At 33.3% G+C, this 20,312-nt stretch carries 18 protein-coding genes; 13 read left to right on the plus strand and 5 right to left on the minus strand.

What is annotated here, in order from left to right:
* Positions 1-274: 274 nt before the first annotated feature.
* Positions 275-1,540 carry a dicarboxylate/amino acid:cation symporter gene (locus DER71_RS06920; protein ID WP_114458212.1) on the plus strand — a complete coding sequence of 422 codons (1,266 nt, stop codon included), beginning with the start codon at positions 275-277 and terminating at the stop codon, positions 1,538-1,540.
* A gap of 181 nt (positions 1,541-1,721) precedes the next feature.
* Here the strand turns inward: DER71_RS06920 and DER71_RS12500 are convergent, their stop codons facing one another.
* Positions 1,722-1,829, minus strand: a complete 108-nt coding sequence (locus DER71_RS12500; protein WP_158531798.1) for an IS3 family transposase — start codon at positions 1,827-1,829, stop codon at positions 1,722-1,724.
* Between the two features lie 154 nt (positions 1,830-1,983).
* Between DER71_RS12500 and DER71_RS12505 the strand changes: the two genes are divergently transcribed.
* Complete coding sequence (locus DER71_RS12505) at positions 1,984-2,157, plus strand: transposase (RefSeq protein ID WP_114458214.1); 174 nt, start codon at positions 1,984-1,986, stop codon at positions 2,155-2,157.
* A gap of 380 nt (positions 2,158-2,537) precedes the next feature.
* On the opposite strand, the gene DER71_RS06935 is transcribed toward DER71_RS12505, so the two are convergent.
* Entirely contained in the window at positions 2,538-2,885 is a 348-nt protein-coding gene (locus DER71_RS06935) for a helix-turn-helix domain-containing protein (RefSeq protein WP_114474448.1), read from the minus strand.
* A gap of 489 nt (positions 2,886-3,374) precedes the next feature.
* Between DER71_RS06935 and tdh the strand changes: the two genes are divergently transcribed.
* From tdh to DER71_RS12225, 6 genes are all read left to right on the plus strand, one after another.
* Positions 3,375-4,415, plus strand: a complete 1,041-nt coding sequence (gene tdh, locus DER71_RS06940) for an L-threonine 3-dehydrogenase (RefSeq protein ID WP_114474449.1) — start codon at positions 3,375-3,377, stop codon at positions 4,413-4,415.
* A 6-nt stretch (positions 4,416-4,421) separates the two neighbouring features.
* Complete coding sequence (locus DER71_RS06945; protein ID WP_114474450.1) at positions 4,422-5,606, plus strand: glycine C-acetyltransferase; 1,185 nt, start codon at positions 4,422-4,424, stop codon at positions 5,604-5,606.
* A 240-nt stretch (positions 5,607-5,846) separates the two neighbouring features.
* Positions 5,847-7,028: a dicarboxylate/amino acid:cation symporter gene (locus DER71_RS06950; protein ID WP_114458218.1), complete on the plus strand. Its 1,182-nt coding sequence runs from the start codon at positions 5,847-5,849 to the stop codon at positions 7,026-7,028.
* A 153-nt stretch (positions 7,029-7,181) separates the two neighbouring features.
* On the plus strand, positions 7,182-8,411 hold the full coding sequence (gene glyA / locus DER71_RS06955) for a serine hydroxymethyltransferase (protein WP_114458219.1): 1,230 nt from the start codon (positions 7,182-7,184) through the stop codon (positions 8,409-8,411).
* 210 nt (positions 8,412-8,621) lie between these two features.
* Positions 8,622-11,366, plus strand: a complete 2,745-nt coding sequence (locus tag DER71_RS06960) for an ankyrin repeat domain-containing protein (protein WP_114474451.1) — start codon at positions 8,622-8,624, stop codon at positions 11,364-11,366.
* 92 nt (positions 11,367-11,458) lie between these two features.
* Positions 11,459-11,596 (plus strand): hypothetical protein, encoded by a 138-nt coding sequence (locus DER71_RS12225; RefSeq protein ID WP_233487023.1) that lies wholly within the window; start codon positions 11,459-11,461, stop codon positions 11,594-11,596.
* Here DER71_RS12225 and DER71_RS06970 read toward each other — a convergent pair.
* The 3 genes from DER71_RS06970 to DER71_RS12230 all read right to left on the minus strand — a co-directional run bounded on the left by DER71_RS06970 (position 11,551) and on the right by DER71_RS12230 (position 12,495).
* Positions 11,551-11,931 carry a nitroreductase family protein gene (locus tag DER71_RS06970; RefSeq protein ID WP_114458221.1) on the minus strand — a complete coding sequence of 127 codons (381 nt, stop codon included), beginning with the start codon at positions 11,929-11,931 and terminating at the stop codon, positions 11,551-11,553. The genes DER71_RS12225 and DER71_RS06970 overlap by 46 nt on opposite strands.
* 3 nt (positions 11,932-11,934) lie before the next feature.
* The gene (locus tag DER71_RS12510; RefSeq protein WP_369834951.1) at positions 11,935-12,039 is read right to left on the minus strand and encodes a zinc ribbon domain-containing protein; all 105 of its coding nucleotides are present in this window, start codon (positions 12,037-12,039) and stop codon (positions 11,935-11,937) included.
* A 210-nt stretch (positions 12,040-12,249) separates the two neighbouring features.
* Positions 12,250-12,495, minus strand: a complete 246-nt coding sequence (locus tag DER71_RS12230; RefSeq protein ID WP_233487385.1) for a helix-turn-helix domain-containing protein — start codon at positions 12,493-12,495, stop codon at positions 12,250-12,252.
* Between the two features lie 642 nt (positions 12,496-13,137).
* On the opposite strand from DER71_RS12230, the gene DER71_RS06985 reads away from it, so the two are divergent.
* The 5 genes from DER71_RS06985 (at position 13,138) to DER71_RS07005 (ending at position 20,299) form a co-directional block, all read left to right on the plus strand.
* Positions 13,138-14,205, plus strand: coding sequence for a M42 family metallopeptidase (locus DER71_RS06985; RefSeq protein ID WP_114474452.1), 1,068 nt, complete (start codon positions 13,138-13,140; stop codon positions 14,203-14,205).
* Between the two features lie 301 nt (positions 14,206-14,506).
* Positions 14,507-15,709: a CaiB/BaiF CoA-transferase family protein gene (locus DER71_RS06990; protein ID WP_114474453.1), complete on the plus strand. Its 1,203-nt coding sequence runs from the start codon at positions 14,507-14,509 to the stop codon at positions 15,707-15,709.
* 66 nt (positions 15,710-15,775) lie between these two features.
* On the plus strand, positions 15,776-16,141 hold the full coding sequence (madL, locus tag DER71_RS06995) for a malonate transporter subunit MadL (protein ID WP_114458224.1): 366 nt from the start codon (positions 15,776-15,778) through the stop codon (positions 16,139-16,141).
* A 16-nt stretch (positions 16,142-16,157) separates the two neighbouring features.
* Positions 16,158-16,937, plus strand: coding sequence for a malonate transporter subunit MadM (gene madM, locus DER71_RS07000; protein WP_114458225.1), 780 nt, complete (start codon positions 16,158-16,160; stop codon positions 16,935-16,937).
* A gap of 407 nt (positions 16,938-17,344) precedes the next feature.
* Positions 17,345-20,299 carry a DEAD/DEAH box helicase gene (locus DER71_RS07005; RefSeq protein ID WP_158531799.1) on the plus strand — a complete coding sequence of 985 codons (2,955 nt, stop codon included), beginning with the start codon at positions 17,345-17,347 and terminating at the stop codon, positions 20,297-20,299.
* The last annotated feature ends 13 nt before the right edge of the window (positions 20,300-20,312 follow it).

Consider the following 20,312-nt stretch of genomic DNA (forward strand, 5'->3'; position numbering starts at 1 on the left):
TTATTCTGGAACAGGGGATTTTGAGCGAAGAAGAGCTTGAGGAAATTCTAAATCCATTTGAAATGACAGAACCAGGTATTGCTGGGAAAAATCTCCTAAACTGTGAGGAATCCGAATTATAATGGAAAATATAATTACTTAATAAATAAAAATTGAATTTTAAATTATTTGAAAATAGTTAATTTTCCTGAAAGAACCAATTTTTTTAAAGTAAATTTAATAATAAGAGTAAATGTTCAGCATAAATATTATTGAAGAAAGGAGTAATATTGAAATGCAAAAAGAAAAAACTTTATGGCAAAAGTATCGCTCAATTCCATTAGTTTACAGAATTGCAGTATCTTTTATTCTAGGTTCTATAATGGGACTTATTTTTGGAGAAGCAATGGTTTCCATAAAATTTTTAGGAGATATTTTTATCAAATTACTTAAAATGATTGTTATTCCAATTATATTTTTTACTTTAATAATGGGAATGAAGAAATTAAGTCCTTCTAGACTTGGTAGAATTGGTATTCAAACTGTTTTATTTTATAGTTTGACTACAGCTATAGCTATATTAATTGGATTGTTTATGGCAAATCTTATTGATCCAGGTATTGGTTTAACTCTTAAAACCAGTGCTGAGATATCGGCTGAAAAAGCTCCTGGTTTTCAGCATGTTATTATGAATATTTTCCCAGATAATGTTGTAGGAGCAATGGCGGAAGGAAATGTATTACAGACAATATTTTTTGCAATTATTTTTGGAATAGCTTTGGCTATAGTAAAAGAAAGTGGAAAAGCTAAAATTAAAAAAATTGCTGAATTATTATTTGATCTTGTGGAAACAATTTCAGAAGTAATGTTCAAAATAGTATGGGGAATTATGGAATATGGGGTATTAGGTATATTTGCTTTAATGGCTGGAGTTTTTGGGGAATCAGGATTAAATGTAATTATTCCCTTTGCAAAATTAATTTTTTCTTTACTATTAGCTGTAATAGTTCATATTTCAATTACATATCTTTTAATAATAGTAATAGGCTTTTTAAGAAAATCACCACTATCTTTTTTAAATGGTTCCAAAAATACAATGCTGACTGCTTTGAGTATTCGTTCTAGTAGTGGAACTTTGCCTGTGACAATGAATGATGCTGAAAATAATTTAAAAATTGATGAATCTGTTTATAGTTTTACACTTCCTTTGGGTGCAACAATTAATATGGATGGTACAGCAATGTATCAAGGTGTAGCAGCTATATTTGCTGCCAATTTAATCGGGCAGGCATTAACAATAGGAGAACAGATGACCATTGTTTTAACAGCAACCCTGGCGAGTATTGGTACTGCAGGTGTGCCTGGTAGTGGTTTAATTATGCTAACTATGGTTTTAACACAGTTAGGCCTTCCATTAGAGGTTGTTGGTTTTGTGGCAGGAATAGATCCTATTTTAGATAGAATAAGGACTATGAATAATGTAACAGGAGATCTTGCAGTAACTTCTCTTGTAGCAAAACTAAATGATGCTATTGATTTAGATAGTGGAACCTGGATTTAGTAATTAATTGTATTGTTTCTGATAAGTTCAGTAAATTTCAAAATACTTTTGTAGTCCTGGGAATTGATGCAGCTGTTGGTTTTTTTGGTTGAGACGTTTTCTTCTATAAATAGCAAGCTAATGCTTCTTCTTTTATCTATAATTTTATCGGTTTTACCATTATATTTTTGATCTGATATTATTAATCTATTAATCTTTCAGAATTGTAATAGTCAATGAAATTTTCTATATTTTCTTTAGCTTCATAAAATTTCTGATAGATTTCTTTTCTATAGACATTCTTATACACTGGATGCAGATTGCAGATTCAATAAAACGTTTTTTTCCATTGATAAAATTGGTTTGCATAAATTCCATGTAATGAAAGCTGTAAATTAAGATGTTGATCAGGTAAGATGCAATGAACAGAATAAGCAGTTTGATAATAAAGAACTCAAAAGACAATGCACATCTGTCTTAAATACAAGAAGAATTTAATTAAAGGGCAGAAAAAGAAACTAAAATCACTATCCGAAATGAATTTAAAAACAATGAGAGCCTATAATCTTAGATTATTTCTGCAGAAATTCTGGAATATAGATGATCTCACAATAGCAGCAAGTTATCTGAAGAAATAATAACTCTGGGCGATTTGCAGCCAGCTGGAACCAATGGTTGAGATAGGCTGATTTATCTATAGACACTGGCAGGGGATAATAAACGATATTGAAAGCCGAATCAATAATGGTATATTAGAGGGTTTAAACAGTATTGTTTAGACCAGAAAGAGAAAAGCCAGAGGGTTCAGGAATTTTAATAATTTCATGACAGCTATATATTTACAGTGTGGTAAACTTGAATTTGATTTATTTAAAGCATTTATTTAATATTAAAATTCAGGCTGACTTGAGGGTGTATTTAAATTTTACGTTACCACTAATGTTAATATATACCATTTAGGTTATCCACACTAAACAGTTAAGAGCCTATTTCCTCATTAAGCAGGCTTTTTTTATATTCAATTTTTTTCTGCTTCAATAAATTCTATCAGCTTTCTGTAAAAACTAATATCTTTAGAATCCATTTCTTTAAGGTAATCCACCAGCTGTTCCAGCTCTTTATTGTCAGTTATTTCTTTCAGCAGGGATTTTTCTTTAACAGCATTTTTTTCATTAAAATCCAGCAGTGTGTCAATACTGCACTGTAATGTATCAGAAATTTTTTTGAGAATTTCATAAGAAGGCTCCTGATTTTTGCTCTCATAACCGGCCACAGTTGATCTTTTTATTCCCACCAGCTCTGCCAATTCTTTTTGTGTTAAACCGCGTTTTTTTCTCATTTTTTTTAGGTTTTTACCAAAAGACATAAAAACACCTCTGATTTTGTCGAAGGATTAAATAAAAAAGAAAATTTATGTAATTTGACTTGACAAAGTTCTGAATTGACACTATAATATAATTAAAATGTGGTAATTAAGAACAAAATTGTTGTAATACTAAACTGCAGCAGTAGATAAAAAAATAGATTAAAGACTATAAAAGGACAGAGTTCTTCCCCGAACTCTTAAAATTAAGAAAGGAGGGATTAAGTTTAAATAATTAAAATGTGGGGTAACAGATTACAGCTGCCACTGTTCTGTTAGTCAAACACTCTCTGACAAATTATATCATATTAATTAGTTTGTGTAAATTTATCACTGTTACTTTTGCCAGAAGTATCAGAATATTGTTACATACTGAAAATTATAATTTAAGAACTAGGGCTCTGGGCCGGGAGATATATTTCCCCGGCCTTTTTACATGTATAAGTAATAAGTTTGGGTTAATAAAGTTTAGAAATAGAAAAGGGTGTTTTTATGTGCAAAAAAATGAAAGCTGTTGTCAAGGATAAACCTGGAAAAGGTGCTGTATTAAAGGAGGTTGATATTCCGAATTGTGGTCCTGAACAGGTTTTAGTAGAAGTGGAAAGTACTTCAATATGTGGAACAGATCTTCATATTTATGAATGGAATAATTGGGCACAGCAAAACATTAAAGTACCACAGATAATGGGACATGAACTTGCAGGTAAAGTTATAGAAAAAGGTGAAAGAGTTGAAAATGTAGAGATTGGGGACTTTATATCAGCAGAAACACATATTCCATGTGGACATTGTTATCAGTGCAAAACAGGTAAAAGACATATATGTAATGATATGAAAATTTTAGGAGTACACACAGATGGTGTATTTGCTAAATATGCAGTTATAAATAAAGTCGATGTGTGGGAAAATGATGATTCTATTCCTCCTGAATTTGCTTCTCTGCAGGAACCGATGGGAAATGCTATAGATACTATAAGTGCTGGCAATGTAGCCGGAAAAAATATTTTAATTACCGGAGCAGGACCGGTAGGTCTGCTTGCCATAGCTGTTGCCAGAGCATTTGGAGCAGCCATTATTATAGTGAGTGAAATTAATGATTACAGAAAAGAACTTGCGGAAAAAATGGGAGCTGATATTGTTGTTGATCCTACCAGCAGTAATTTAGAAAATGTAGTTATGGATAATACTAATGGAATAGGGGTTGATTTTGCAGCAGAGATGTCCGGAAATGAGAATGCTTTAAAGCACTCACTGAAATCAATTACTCCCGGTGGAAGTATGGCTGTATTAGGTCTGCCGGACGGCAGTGTTGATTTAAATTTAACCGATGATGTAGTTTTTAAAGGTATAGATCTGCACGGTATAACCGGCAGAAAAATGTTTAATACATGGTATACCGCAAAACGTCTGCTGAAAGAAGAACTTGTTGATCTCAGTCCTTTGATTACTCATACCTTTTCATTAGAAGATTTTGAAAAGGGTATGAAGCTAATGGAAGAAGGAAACTGTGGTAAAATAATTTTGAAACCCTGAGGAGGAATTTTTATGAATACCGAATTTCAAAGAGAATTACAAAATAGAATTTCAGATTTAAAAAAAGAAGGACTATATAATAAAATAAAAACTTTAGAGAGTCCACAGGGAGCATGGCTGGAAATTAACGGAGAAGAAGTTTTAAATTTCAGTTCGAATAATTATCTGGGACTGGCAAATCACAAAGAAATTGTTAAAGTTGCTCAGGATGCTCTCAATAAATTTGGAATTGGTCCCGGTGCTGTAAGGAGTATTGCTGGAACTATGACACTGCACAATGAACTCGAAAAAAAGCTTGCAGAGTTTAAAAAAACAGAGGCTGTTTTAACTTTTCAATCCGGTTTTAATGCCAATTTAGCTGTAATACCTGCACTTGTTGGCAGAGAAGATACTATAATTAGTGATGAATTAAATCATGCCAGTATAATTGATGGAACCCGTCTTTCTGGTGCTGAAGTAAAAGTCTATAACCACGTAGATATGAAATCATTGGAAGAGGTTCTGCAGTCAGATTGTAAGGGGAGAAAATTAATTGTGACAGATGGTGTTTTCAGCATGGATGGAGACATTGCTCCACTGGCAGATATCGTTGAGTTAGGTAAAAAATATAATGCTTTAGTTATGGTTGATGATGCTCATGGTGAAGGTGTTTTAGGGTCTCACGGACGCGGTATTGTTGATCACTTTAATCTTCATGGAGAAGTGGATATTGAAGTAGGAACTTTTTCTAAAGCAATTGGAACAGTTGGTGGATGTGTTGCTGGAAGTAAAGTACTTAAAGAGTATTTAAAACAGCAGGGAAGACCATTCTTGTTTAGTTCTGCAGTTACACCACCAGATATAGCAGCAACAATTAAAGCAGTAGAAATTTTGCAGAGAGATGATAAATTAGTCAGTAAACTCTGGGAAAATGGTGATAAATTTAAAGAAAAATTAAAAGAAGCTGGTTTTGATGTAGGCCACAGCGAAACTCCTATTACACCGGTTATGATAGGTGATGCAAAAACTGCTCAGGAATTGAGTGACAGACTATTTGAAGAAAAAATATTTGCACAGTCGATCGGTTACCCAACTGTACCGAAAGGGAAAGCAAGAATAAGGGTTATGATTTCAGCTGTTCACAGCAGTGATGATCTGGAATATGCTGTAGAAAAGTTCAAAAAGGTAGGTAAAGAAATGGATTTAATTTAGATAAAATTAATTCTAAAAAATTTTATAATCAACAAATTTAAAACTCCTTTCTTATTGAAGTAGAAAATTCAATAAGAAAGGGGTACTTAAATAATAGAAAAGAAAGAAAATTCTAAAATAACATATATAATAGTTAGTTAGAAACATTTTATTTATATTTTAATAAACTAGAAGCTTCCTTTTCTATTTTAGTTAATTAAAATACAGTAAAATCAAAATATTTTAAGGGGTGTCTAATTAATGAAAAAATTAGGTTTGGTTCCCAGGTTATTGATAGGTATTATAATAGGTATAATAATTGGTATGATTTTTCCTACCTGGATGTCTAGACTGATTTACACATTTACTCATATTTTTGGAGAATTTTTAAATTATATTGTTCCCTTTGTAATTTTAGCATTTATTATTCCTGGAATTGCAGAACTTGGTGATAAAGCAGGTAAACTTTTAGGTTCCACAGTTTTAATTGCTTATGGGTCTACTATTACTGCAGGTACAATTGCTTATTTAATTGCAAGCAGAATAGTACCTGCTATTGTAAAAAGTGCTTCTGTTGCTAATCCTGAAGAAGGGGGATTGGAGCCATATTTAAAATTGGAAATTCCACCATTACTTGGTGTGATGACAGCACTTGTAACTGCTTTTATAATTGGTCTGGGTATAAATTATATTAGATCTCAAAAAAATCTTCAAAACCTGTATGGATTTATGAATGAATTTAGAGAGATAATAGTATTAGTTATTGAAAAAGTAATTATACCATTTTTACCATTTCATATTGCCGGTGTATTTGCAAATATGGCACATTCCGGGACTGCATTTCAAACCCTTAGTGTCTTTGGTAGGGTATTTGCCTTAATTATAGCAATGCATCTTGGTTATTTGGTACTACTGTTCTCAATTGCTGGTGGATTTTCTGGTAAAAATCCATTTACAAGTTTAAAAAATATGATTCCAGCTTATACGACTGCTATTGGTACTATGTCGAGTGCAGCAACAATCCCAGTAACTTTAAAAAGTGCGAAAAAGAATAATATTAGTGAACGAGTTGCTGATTTTGTTATTCCCTTAGGTGCTACAGTTCATTTAGCAGGAAGTACAATTACATTAACAACCTGTGCCATTGCAGTAGTATTAATCCAGGGGGGAACACCAGTATTTGGACATTTCTTTCATTTTATAGTTCTACTTGGTGTAACGATGATTGCTGCACCTGGAGTTCCTGGTGGGGCAGTAATGGCTGCTTTAGGCCTTCTAACCTCCATTCTTGGCTTTGGTGAAGGTGCAACTGCGTTAATGATTGGACTTTATCTGGCTCAGGATAGTTTTGGAACAGCATGTAATGTTACTGGTGATGGAGCAATTGCTATAATAGTTGATTCACTGCGGAAAAAAAGTAGAGAAGGGGTAAATGCAGCGTAATGCAAAAAAGGTTGATTTAGATAATTCGTAGTATTAGTGTTTTTTAGAATATATAATACCAGGACATTTGTCCTAAATATAAATTTTTAATTTAGTTAGAATCATTTTTTAAAATTTTAAGGTTCATATGGTCAAAATAAGGAGATGAAATTTATGCATAATTTAAAAAAGGTTGATCCGGAAATGGTTGATATAATTGCTGAAGAAAAAAATCGTCAGGCTAAAAATATTGAACTTATTGCATCCGAAAATTTTGTTAGTGAAGCTGTAATGGAAGCAGCTGGTTCTATATTAACTAATAAATATGCAGAAGGATATCCTCATAAAAGATATTACGGCGGCTGTGAAGTAATAGATAAAGCAGAAGAACTGGCAATAAAAAGAGCAAAAGAACTCTATAATGCAGAACATGCAAATGTGCAGCCTCATTCAGGATCTCAGGCAAATCAGGCTGTTTATTTATCACATGTTCCAGTTGGTGGAACTATTCTGGCTATGGATTTAACTCACGGTGGACATTTATCTCATGGGAGTCCAGTTAATATATCCGGTAAATACTTTAACTTTGTCCATTATGGAGTAACAAAAGAAGAAGAAATTATAGATTATGATCAGGTCCAATCTTTAGCAGTAGAACATAAACCAAAATTAATTGTTGCTGGCGCAAGTGCATATCCGCGTGTGATTGATTTTAAAAAATTCAAAGATATTGCTGATTCAGTTGGAGCATTATTTATGGTAGATATGGCACATATTGCTGGTCTGGTAGCTGTTGGACTGCATCCTAATCCAGTAGAAGAGGCTGATTTTGTGACAACCACAACTCACAAGACACTTAGAGGTACCAGAGGAGGAATGATTCTCTGCAAAAAAGAATATGCAAAAGATATTGATAAGGCAATTTTCCCGGGCCTGCAGGGTGGTCCTCTAATGCACATAATAGCAGCAAAAGCAGTTGGTTTTAAAGAAGCACTGACAGATGAATTTATGGATTACCAGCAGCAGATTATTGATAATGCACAAACTTTAGCTCATGAATTAAAATCACATGGTATGCGGCTGGTTTCTGGTGGAACTGATAATCACCTTATGCTTGTGGATTTAACCAATATGAATATAACAGGTAAGGAAGCAGAAGAGGCGCTGGATAAAATTGGAATTACAGTTAACAAAAATACAATTCCCTTTGAGACAAGGAGTCCATTTGTAACAAGTGGAATCAGAATAGGTACACCTGCAGTTACTACCAGGGGTATGAAAGAAAAAGATATGAAAAAAATAGCTGAATTTATATTTGAAGCATTAAAAGCTTCAGATGATGAAAAAACTCTTAAAGAACTAAAAAATAAGGTACATAAATTTTCTGAACAATTTATCAACTAATTAAAATTAAATACTTAACATTCAGGCCGGGATATCCCAACAGAACAATAGTACCGGGTACAAATGAAATTTTTCACTTGTACCCGGTACTATTTCCTTTTTATGTACCCGGTACCTATCTTTTTTTTCTAAAAATACAGCAGGATTATTTTAACAAATGTAGAATTATACCATAATTGTACTAAAATAATTTTTTTAGGAGGTCAGCAGATGAGCAGAAAAGAATTAGGCAGGAACATATTTTTAAAAATGTCACTATTTATTTTTATTTCATTAATTGTTTTTTCTTTTACTATCTGTACTGCAGTAGAAGGTAAATCTAATAATACAGTGATGGGTGGTTCAGAATTTATTCAGGCTGTAGTGGATAATAATATTGATCAGATTAAAAATTATGTGGAGCAGGGAGGAGACCCAAATCTAAAGCTAACATATCAGGGAAAGGAAACCTATCCCCTCATTATGGCTGTAAGGACAGATAATATTGATCTGGTCAAACTGCTGCTTAATAATGGTGCAGATATTTCTATTACCAATTCTAAGGGACAAAATGCCTACCAGATAGCACAGAACTCCGAGGTGAATCCACTGCTGTTGGCAGAGTTATATAAAGCTAAAAGCAGGTGGGAAGAAGAAACTGGAGAGACTTTAACTGCTGATACTGGTAATTCTGATAAAAATGGACAATCTAACAGCAGTGCTAAAAATGAAACTAAAAAAATTGCAGTTACAAAAAAAATCAGAGATGAAAGAAAAAAAGAAGAGAATAAAATTATCGAAATTGTTACCAAAGAGAAAACTAAGATTTTCACCTATACTAGTGGTGAATCATTCACAAAAAGGATGGGCGGTTTTAATGATGCTATTTTCAGTCAGAATGGAAAAACTCTTGTCTTAGTTGAAAGTTATGATAAAGGTCACAGAACAGTCAATGGGAATAGGCAGTCAAGAGATTATCACAAATTCAGTCTTTATCGGCTCAAAAACGGAGTATATAAATTTATTGACAGTTTAAATTTTAATACTTTTGTAGATACAGGCGGCCGATCCTATAGAGAGAATTATAATATGGCATTATCTCCTGATGGAAGTCTAATAGCTATACACAGAGAAAATAATATTTATTTATATCAGGGGGATAATTTCAATTTTATTTCTACTTTACCAATATCAAACTCTGATGAAGGATATTATATCGCAATAAGCCCTGATAATAAATATATTTCGGGAATTTATAGTTCTCGCTCAGATGATGTTTATTATAATAAGTGGTCAATCAGCCGGAAAAGTAAAGTTGTTACTAGAGAAAGGATTAATTTAATTAAAAATAATGCTTCAGGAAGATATATATATAAAGGTCTTGATTATTCTCCTGATGGCCGTTATTTAATAATAAAAGGGTATTTATATGCAGACCCTGGAGATTATTATACGGTGGCACTGATTGATGCAGAAAGTTTAGAGGTAATAAATGATTTTAATGCCGCCCAAAAAAATGATGTAACAGCAGATTATGTATTTGACCTATATTTCGATGGGGTTGGCAAATATGCATTTCTGCACACCTATGACAGCCATAAATTATTTAATTTGAAAGAAAAAAGAATTGAAGATCTAAATTTTGAAGAGAGAATTAAGTTTTATGCAAGTGAAGATTTAGTTGACGGAAAATTTTATAAAAACTGGCTGGTAGGACTTTACAGTAGAAATGCTTTTTATGAGGTACTGCTGACCGAAAGTGATTCTGCTGAATATGCAAAAAAAGCAGTGAAAAATAAAAAACTAACATTTGATGAGAAGATTTATGGAATAAGCTATTTATATGATACTGATGAATGGGTGATCGCTGCCAGAGATGGGCTCCATTATATTGAAGCAGAAGATCAGGAAGAATATGAAGCAGCAAAACAGGCAGAAGCTGAAAAAGAAGCTCTGGCAGCAGAGCGAGATAAAAAGCTGGCAAAAATGGTGGCAGAAAGACAGAAAAAAAGAGAAAAAGCAGAAGCATTATACAAAGAAAGTCTTGAACTTATCAATGTTGGCTTTGTTGATCAGGGTTATAATAAATATATAGAGGCTGTTAAGACCGATCCTTTAACAGCCCGAAATATGGCCAGACTTGATCAGCTTTATAATATGCTGGGGACTATAGAAGTTTATCAGCTGGCAGAAATTTTCCGCTATCAAAAAGAAGTTATTTTAAATCAGGAGAAAACAGCCAAACTCGGATTTATTCCTGAGCTGAAAAATAATCAGTGGAAGATCAAATCAGTTACTGCAGGTACTCCAGCTGAAGAGGCCGGAATGGAAGTTGGTGACCACATATTATTATTTGATGAGCAGTATCCAGAAAATCAGGAGGAATTATTCTGGCTTTTAGAAGAAAAATCTCCCGGTGATCAAATTGGATTAACATTTATAAGTGCTGATGCAGAAGGTGATTATAAAGAAGATGCTTATTTTAGACTTGTAGAAGGATATAGAGAAAATTCAGCAGTGGCAAAGCTGACAAATAGGATATTTGACTATGGACTGCTTGCTTTTAGAAGTGGACACAACCATTTGACCAGAAAAAGTATTGAAGAGCTGGAAAAACTGGCGGAAAAATATCCAGCTGATTTTTATCCACAGCTAAAAGAAGTAAATAAAGACTCAATTATTATTTTGGAAGCTCTGCTTAAAACATCAGCTGACAGCAGCAGTGCCTACAATTATATGCTGGAAAAATTGGATGGAAGAAAGCTGAATGAAGTACTGCAGGGATATTTTAAATTTTCTATTACAGCAGAAATAATGGCACCACTTTATGCAGATAGAGTTAAATTGTCATATTTTACAGGTGTTCCGCAGGAAGAACTGCCGGAAGTAGAAATGTGGCCACAGCAGAAATTGAATTTTGTTGATTTGAACGGCAGCTTCATACAGGGCCAGGCAGCAGACCCGTATAAAAAATAGTGCAGGAGGCTTTACCGTATCTTTTGGAAGGAACAGCTGCATATCAGTCTCAGATTTACAGAGGTGCAATTCAGTCTGTAGGAGGATCACAGATGAAGGCTGTCCTTTCTCTTGGTATGACAAAATGGGAGGGAATAAGGCATATTATTCTGCCACAGGCTCTGAGGAAAGTTATTTCGGCCTTTTATTTCCACTTTACATCAGCTTTTTTTCTGGGTACAGTTCGCTGATATTCAACATCAGGATAACCGATTATCATAACTGTCACGAGCACTTTGTTTTCTTTAAGGTTGAGAAAATCTTTAATTTCCTGATTATCTTCTGCAGCTGTTACAGAAAAGCCGCTGAATACGACTCCCAAATTTAGTGCATTTGCCATCAATTCCATGTTTCCGGATGCAAGTGCAGCATTTACCGGAGATTCTGCAGAAACTGCTATCACGGCCGGAGCATTGAAAAACAGGTTTTGACCCTCCTCGGGGCAAGCCCCCGAGGATTCCTGCTTCTTAGAAGTAGTAATCCACCATCTCCACAGGCTTAAAATCCTGTTAGCCCAACAGTATATCCTCTAACTTGCCTTTTGTATTTTTAAACCTTCATCTAAGATGTTTTTGCTAGCATTAATATCTCTATCGTGTACTTTTCCACATTCAGGACACTTCCACTTTCTAATATTTTGCCTTTAACTTTTTGAGATTTACTGAATTTAACCCATCCCAATTTAGGCAGCTTAATCTTATTATCCTTTATTTCAATATTGGTAGTTCCACTTTTTCGAATAAACTTATTAGTTCGATAAGAATTTTTAATATTCTTTTTAGATTTAAACTGGGGAAAATTATATTTGCCGCTAAAAAAATTATTAAAAGCTTTATCTAAATCTTTAAGAGCATTTTGTAAAGCAAAATTTATCTGGCTCTTTAAGCCACATTAATTCTCTTTTTAATTGTGTTAGCTGCTTAGAATATTCAGTATATGTTTTATATTTATCTTCTTTAGCTTTTGCAAGAAAATGGTTATATACATACCTTGTACAACCAACTGATTTATTTATTAATATTTTTTGTTTTTTATTAGGATATAGCCTGAACTTATATCCTTTTTCTCTTATAATTTTTTTGCTTGTCATGCTTTCACCTCCTCACTAATATTACGTTACGTCAAATCTAATAGTTTTTTTAAAAATATTAATAGTTATCATAATTGTCAGGTTAGGAATCTGCATAAAATGAAGGAATCGCCTCCTCTGAGCTAGTAAATAGTAATTGAGAAGTCACAACCTTCTACACCTAGAAAGGAAGTGTTACCTTCCATCTTCACCTCCCTGACTTCTTCACTGTGTATTTTCAAAAGCAAAATTAAAGCTATCTGATACTACCCCGTATGGGTATATAGTATTTACATTAAACATATTATTTGATTTATTGTTTGTCAAGAAATTTTCACGAATGTGAACTTTCCTTTGTCAGTTTTAATAATTTTTACCCATTATTCCTATGAGGTATATTTAAGAATAAAAATTTTTCTCCCGTCTTCCAATTTGTAGGATACTGAGTTAAGATATATAATAAACTAAGGCAGCATTCAAGGGAAAATTTATTCAAAAGATTACAGGGAGGTTAAGTTCGAATTTTTAGCTGATGATATGGATGTTAAAATCTTTCGCGCTGAAAAACTTCTCTTTGACAGATCTATCAGGGAGAAGTTTTTTGAACTGCAGCAGCTTAACTGCTTTGTATTTATTAAATTTAAATAAAAAGGTGGGATTTATGTGAAATCTATTGATTTAATTGAAGATCTTTCCAATGCAAATGGTATTTCTGGATTTGAAGATGAGGTTCTTGAGGTGATCAGGGATTATGTCGGAGATGACCTTATGGTTAAAGAAGACAAGCTGAGAAATCTTTATCTGTATCATAAAAACTTTGATAAAACAAAGCCGGTGCTGATGCTGGATGGACACTCAGATGAAATAGGATTTATGGTCAAATCGATCAACAAAAATGGTACTCTTAAATTTATTACAATCGGCGGCTGGTATTCGCAGAATGTGCTGGCACATAAGGTTAGAATCAGAAATAAAGATGGGAAATATGTTAAAGGTATTGTAGCATCAAAACCACCTCATTTTATGACAGATGAAGAAAAAAATAAGGTTATTAAAATTAATGAGATGGTAATTGATATTGGAGCTGTAAACAGGGAAGAAGTTTTGAGAGATTACCGGATAGAAGCCGGTGCTCCCATTATCCCCGATGTTGAGTTTGAATATGATGAAGATAGAGAAATTATGACAGGTAAAGCTTTTGACAACAGGCTGGGTACCGCCTGTGTGGTTGAAATAATGAAAGAGTTAAAAGATGATCAGCTGGATATAAATATTGTTGGTGCACTATCGGCTCAGGAAGAAGTTGGTACAAGGGGAGCAGAAATTACGGCGCGAACTGTTAAACCAGATCTGGCAGTTGTTTTTGAAGGTACACCGGCTGATGATACATTTAAGGATGAATATGATGCTCAGGCAAAATTAAAAAGTGGTCCACAGATAAGGCATATAGATGTTTCTGTTATAGCAAGTCCGAGATTTACAAAATTTGCCCGCCGGACAGCTAAAAAAAATGATATACCTTTTCAGGATGCAGTGAGGGTTGGTGGAGGTAATGATGGAGGCAAAATAGCTTTAAGCAGTTCCGGAATACCAACTATTATTATAGGAGTACCGGCTAGGTATGCCCACACCCATTACGGGATTTCCTCTTTTGAAGATTACAAAAATACTGTCAGGTGGAGTACGGAGATCATTAAAGCTTTAAATAGAGATGTTATTAGTTCTTTTTAGATTTTTTCCGTGAAAAATCATTTCAATATATCAAAATTAAATATTTAGTCTTAATTTAAATAAAAAGCACCTATAATTGCATGCTTATGTTAGGAAATTTATTTAGAGAATCTGGAGTAATGATTTCCATTTTTGGTTAATTAAATGATTTTAGTAGTATGTAAATCATTTTTGTTTTAGATAATTATGCAGCTGAAGGAGGTGTTGATATGTAAAAAATATTTTATAAGAATTGTTCAGTATATAAGAAAAATGTTCAAAAAGATTTTACAGTACTTAAATTATTTAAGGGGGAAAATATATGAAAGCTTTAGAAGGAATTAGAGTAGTAGACCTTGGCCATGTTCTAGCAGCTCCGTTTTGTACAATGATTCTGGCTGATTTAGGAGCAGAAGTTATAAAGGTTGAGCCACCTTTTGGTGATGATTCAAGAGAATTTGGACCATTTGCTGAAAAAGGTGATGAAATTCAGAGTGGATATTTTATAAGTGTTAACCGTAATAAAAAGAGTACTTGTATTAATTTAAAGACTGAAGAAGGTAAAAAAATACTTACTGAACTGATCAAAAAATCAGATGTTGTAGTGGAAAACTTTCGTCCAACAACTATGAAAAAATTAGGTTTTTCCTATGAAGATATGAAAGAAATTAAGTCAGATATTATTTATTGTTCAATATGTGGTTTTGGACATGACGCTTTACCAGAATATGCTACAAAACCAGCTTATGACATGGTAGCCCAGGCATATAGTGGACTAATGAGTATTACTGGTCCAGTAGGAGGACCTCCCTGTAGAGTTGGATCTTCTGTTGGAGATATTTTTGCAGGACACCAGGGAGCTATAGGAATACTGGCAGCTTTACAATACAGAGAAAAGACCGGTGAAGGTCAACATGTCGATATATCTATGGTAGATGGATTAGTTTCTGTTCTTGAAAATGCTGTAGTTCGCTATACTATAAATGGTGAAATTCCAGGTCCATTAGGTGGAGCTCATCCCACTATTGTTCCTTTCCAATCTTTTGAAACAAAAGATGACTGGATAATTACTCCTATTGGTAACGATAAATTGTGGAAGGACTTCTGTAAGGCAATTGATAAAGAAGAATTAACAGATCATCCTAAATTTAAAACAAATCGTCTCAGAACAGAAAATAAGGATGAACTCATTCCAATTCTTGCAGAAGTTATGAAATCTAAAACTACCAAGGAATGGATTGACATTTTTGAAGAATATGGTTTACCATATTCACCACTAAATACAGTTGATAAAGTAGTTGAAGATGACAATATTAATTATCGGGGTATGATGAAAGAGGTAGAACAACCTGGAATTGGTAAAGTGAAGATTGCTGGTTCTCCATTGAAATTATCTAAGACTCCTGGAGAAGTAAGATCACATGCTCCAAAACTTGGCGAAAATACAGAAGAGGTTTTGAGTAAGTTGTTGAATTACAGTAATGAAGAAATTGAAAATCTTAAAAATAATGAAGTTGTTAAATAATTAAGTAGTTCAATAAATATAATCTGAGGGGGCAGTAATGCCCCCTCGGAAAAAGGAGGATCTTAAATGGAAATATTGGGAATGGGTTATGTGGCCTTGTTTATGTTAATTGGTTCATTTTTAGGTAGAATTTTAGGTCAGTTAATAGGTGTTGGCGGAGATGTCGGTGGTGTTGGTATTGCTATGCTTTTAATGGTGGTTACTACAAATTATTTAAAATCAAAAGGTAGACCACTCCATAAAAATACTGAACGGGGAGTTAAATTTCTCAGTGCTATTTACATTCCTGTAATTGTAGCCATGGCTGCACGCTTAAATGTTGTAGGTGCTCTTAGAGGAGGATTTGTTGCCTTGTTAGCAGGAGGAGTAGCAACTATAGGTGCCATGTTTTTAGTACCTTTAATTTCAAAATTGAGAAAAACAAATGATTAGAGAGGAGTGATAATAAATGTTTCAAGCAGCTTTAGAATCCTTTATGGGGGCAGATCATCTTATAATTGCAATTGCCTTAGTAGCTTTTATTATGTTAATTACTAAAAAAATATCTAAAATGTTAGGAGAAGAAAGAATTGCTTCTGCTTTGGCCATTATTACGGGTTTAATACTGGCATATATAGGAGGAAGAACAACAGGCGGTGATAGTGGTCTGGCTGATGTATATATTTTTGGAGGAGCAAGTGGATTAGGTGTGGGTTTGCTTGGAGGTAGTATGATTAGAGATTATACTATTATTTCAACAGCTTATGGTGTAAAAACTGAAAATTTAAAAAAAGCGGGTCCGATTGGAGTCATCTCTCTTTTTATTGGTGTTATATTTTCATTTATAGTTGGTGCCCTAATAGCCAGAATTCTAGGATATACAAATCCAGCTGAAATAACTACAATAGGTGCTGGAGCAGTAACATTTATAGTTGGACCTGTAACAGGAACATCTCTAGGAGTAAGTTCAGATATAATTGCTTTATCGGTAGCAGCAGGTCTTGTAAAGTCTATTTTGACTATGATAATAACTCCATTTATTGCTGATTTGATTAACCTAGATAATCCCACTGCTGCTATGGTATATGGAGCTTTAATTGGAACAACGAGTGGTGTAGCTGGTGGATTGGCTGCAACAGATAAAGAACTTGTTCCTTATGGGGCGATGACTGCAACATTTTATACAGGTCTAGGAACTTTGTTAGTACCCTCAGTAGGCTTTCTTCTTATGAGAATGTTATTTGCTTAGCTATTTAAATAGGGCAATTTTAAATTATTATCCTGGGTCACTTTTAGATTATCATATATATAAATTTTGTGTAAAAGACCAGATAAATGTAGTAGAGGAGTAGAGAGGTGTAAAAAAGACGTAGATTGTTTTTGTGATTTAAAAATGATAAATAATATTCTCAATATGTAAAAGCTCCCTCATTATGCGGGAGCTTTCTTTTTAGTTAAAATTGATATACACCTGTTTGCGACAGTATGGTGGCACAGTAATGTGTTATATTAATATTAGGTAAAAACTTCTTGTTTTTAAGAAGGTTTATTCTGATAAATCGAGAATTTTAATAAATAGAAAATAAAAGTATTTTAAGTATATGGCGACTTTGTGTGACTTTAATCGACAGAATATTTAGAATGAGGTGGTTTAAAATGCAGAGTAATTTCTCTTTTTTAAAGACTAAGTGGTCAAATTTAGCAGAAATAGCTGAACTGGCAGAAGAAAACTTATATCAGGACCCAAATACTACAATTGTCAAATTAAGGATGTTTACAGAACAGATTGTAGATTATATATATGCCTATGATAATTTAGAAGAACCTGAAGAAAACAGTTTTTTTAATAAATTAAAATTACTGGAAAGAGAAGAATTAATTCAAGGAGAAATTGAAGATGTATTCCATACTTTAAGAATTGAAGGTAATAAAGGTGTACATGAGTCTTTAGATTCGACTGAAACTGCTAAAACCCTGCTTTCTTTAAGCCATAAACTTGCTGTCTGGTTTATGCAGCTTTATGGAGACTGGAATTACGAAGCAGAAGAATTTAAACTTCCCGAAAAAAATGATGAGCAAAAAACAGACTTAACAGCACTTGAAAATAAATATGATAGTCTGATTGAAGAACTACAGCAAGAAATAGATGATTTAAAGAAAAGTCAGAACAGTCAGGAAATAGAAGGCAGAAAAGAAAAAAGTAGAGAAATAAGCAGCAATTTAGTATTTAATGCTGATGAAAATAATATTATTAAAATTAATAAAGATAACAGCATTGAAATTAGTTCAGAATATAAGTTTATAACTACAGATACTATTGAAGATAAAACACCAGCTTATAAAGACTCCTGGGATGCTGTAAGAAGAGCTTTTAGCGGCAGACAGTGTCTTGCCTACTGGCGTTATCCGCTTTTTTCTAAACGAGGCGAAAAACATAAAGAACCTGATATTACAATAATTGATAAAGATTTAGGTGTTGTAGTCTTAGAAATAATTGATATTAAATTAGATGAACTGACTAATGCTCAGTATGAGCGCTGGGATTTTAAAAATGGCAGCAGCCAGGAAGTGATCTATAAAGTTGAAGATAACTTATATGAACTAAAGGGTCTTTATCAGGGTAATAGAAACCTAAGAAGAATTAAAGAGAGTTCTGCAGTGATTTTACCTGAGATAACTAAAGAGCAATGGTTAGAACAAGACTTTGATGATAAAAAAATTATTTTTAAAGATCAATTAACACCGAAGAAATTTTTGAATAGAATTGAAGAAATTGATACTTTAGCAGGAAATGAAAAGTTGAGCAGTGAAGCCTGGAATGATATCTTAATGATATTAACAGGTCAGATTACTCACAGTGTTCAAAGTTCTACAGATATTAATTCCACTAATGAATCGGATAAATTGAAAAAGCGCAGTCAGATAAAACAGAAAATTAAAGAGGATCTTTATGAAGTAGATATGCAGCAGGAGGTAATTGGTAAAACAATACCACCCGGTCCCCAGCGGATTAGAGGAATTGCTGGTTCAGGTAAAACTGTACTTTTAGCTCAAAAAGCTGCTCATATGCATTTGAAACATCCTGACTGGAAAATAGCTTTAGTATTTTTTACCCGCAGCCTATATGATAGCGTCATCGAAGAGGTAAATAAATGGCTTAAAAGATTTAGTAATGGCAAGGTTGAATATGATCCAAATAATAATAATTTACAAGTATTACACGCCTGGGGAGCTAAGGATCAGCCAGGATTTTATAGAGAATTGTGTAAGGCTCATGGTAAAAAACCATTAAGTGCTAGAAGAAAAAAATTAGTAGATGGAGCCCCAAATGAAAAGTTAGTTCATGCCTGCAAATATTTGTTGGAAGATGTTGCTGAAATAAAAGAAATTTATGATGCAGTTTTAATAGATGAAGCTCAGGATTTAGTAGTTGATAATGAAGAAATAAAATATGAGAATAAACAGCCATTTTACTGGCTTGCTTATCAGAGCTTAAAAACAATCGATAAAGATAAGGATAAACGTCTGATCTGGGCTTATGATGAAGCACAGAGTCTGAATTCACTAAATATACCTACTGCACCACAGCTATTTGGGGATGATCCGCATTTTAAAAGATTGGTCAGTGGTTTTCATCCCGGTGGAATTAGAAAAAGTGAAATTATGAATAAATGCTACAGGACTCCTGGCCCAATTTTAACTGCAGCTCATGCAATAGGAATGGGGCTTTTAAGAAAAGACGGAATGCTTAGAGGCTATACAACTCAGGAAGACTGGGAAAATATAGGTTATGAAATAAAGGAAGGGAGCTTTAATCCAGTAGGACAGAAGGTAGTCTTACATCGTCCTAAAGAAATGACTCCCAACCGGGTACCGGAATTATGGCCGGATGATATTATAAAATTTAACAGCTATAATACTCGTAAGGAAGAGCTTAACAATTTAGTGGAAAAAATAAAATATAATATTGAAGTCGATGGCCTCTCACCAAGTAGAGATATTTTAGTTATTGCTTTAGGAGAGAGTAGAGAAGCATATAATCTAAAAGTCAGAGCTGCTAAAAGGCTCAATAAAGAAGGATTTGATATTTATATTCCTAAAGCACTGAAAAATAATATTTTTTATCCCAAATTTCCTAATGAAGATAGAAATAAATTTTGGAATGAGGGTGGAGTTACCTTTACAACTACTTACAGAGCCAAGGGTAATGAAGCTTATATGGTCTATGTAATTGGTCTGGATAAAATTGCAGAAGATGAAAGTAATTTTGCCTTAAGAAACCAATTGTTTGTAGCTCTAAGCAGAACTAAAGGCTGGTTAGAAGTTAGTGGCATTGGTGATTTCCCGATGTATGATGAATTTAGAAAAGTTATTAAAAGTGGCAATACTTTTGAATTTAACTTTCAGAGGCCGCTATTAGAAAAGAATGAAAAGAAAAAAGAAGCAAGACAAATAAAAATTAATGATATAGTTGAACTAAACGATGGAGAAAGAGCAAAAGTAATTGAAAGGAATGATAAACAGCTGATAGTTAAAGTATCTCAAGATGAGACTAGAGTTATAAAAAATAATGAATGCAAGTTTATAAAAGAAGGTAAAAAAGTTTATTAAATAATTATATTGG

Source organism: Halanaerobium sp. DL-01 (genome assembly GCF_003338615.1).
GTDB lineage: Bacteria > Bacillota > Halanaerobiia > Halanaerobiales > Halanaerobiaceae > QPJE01.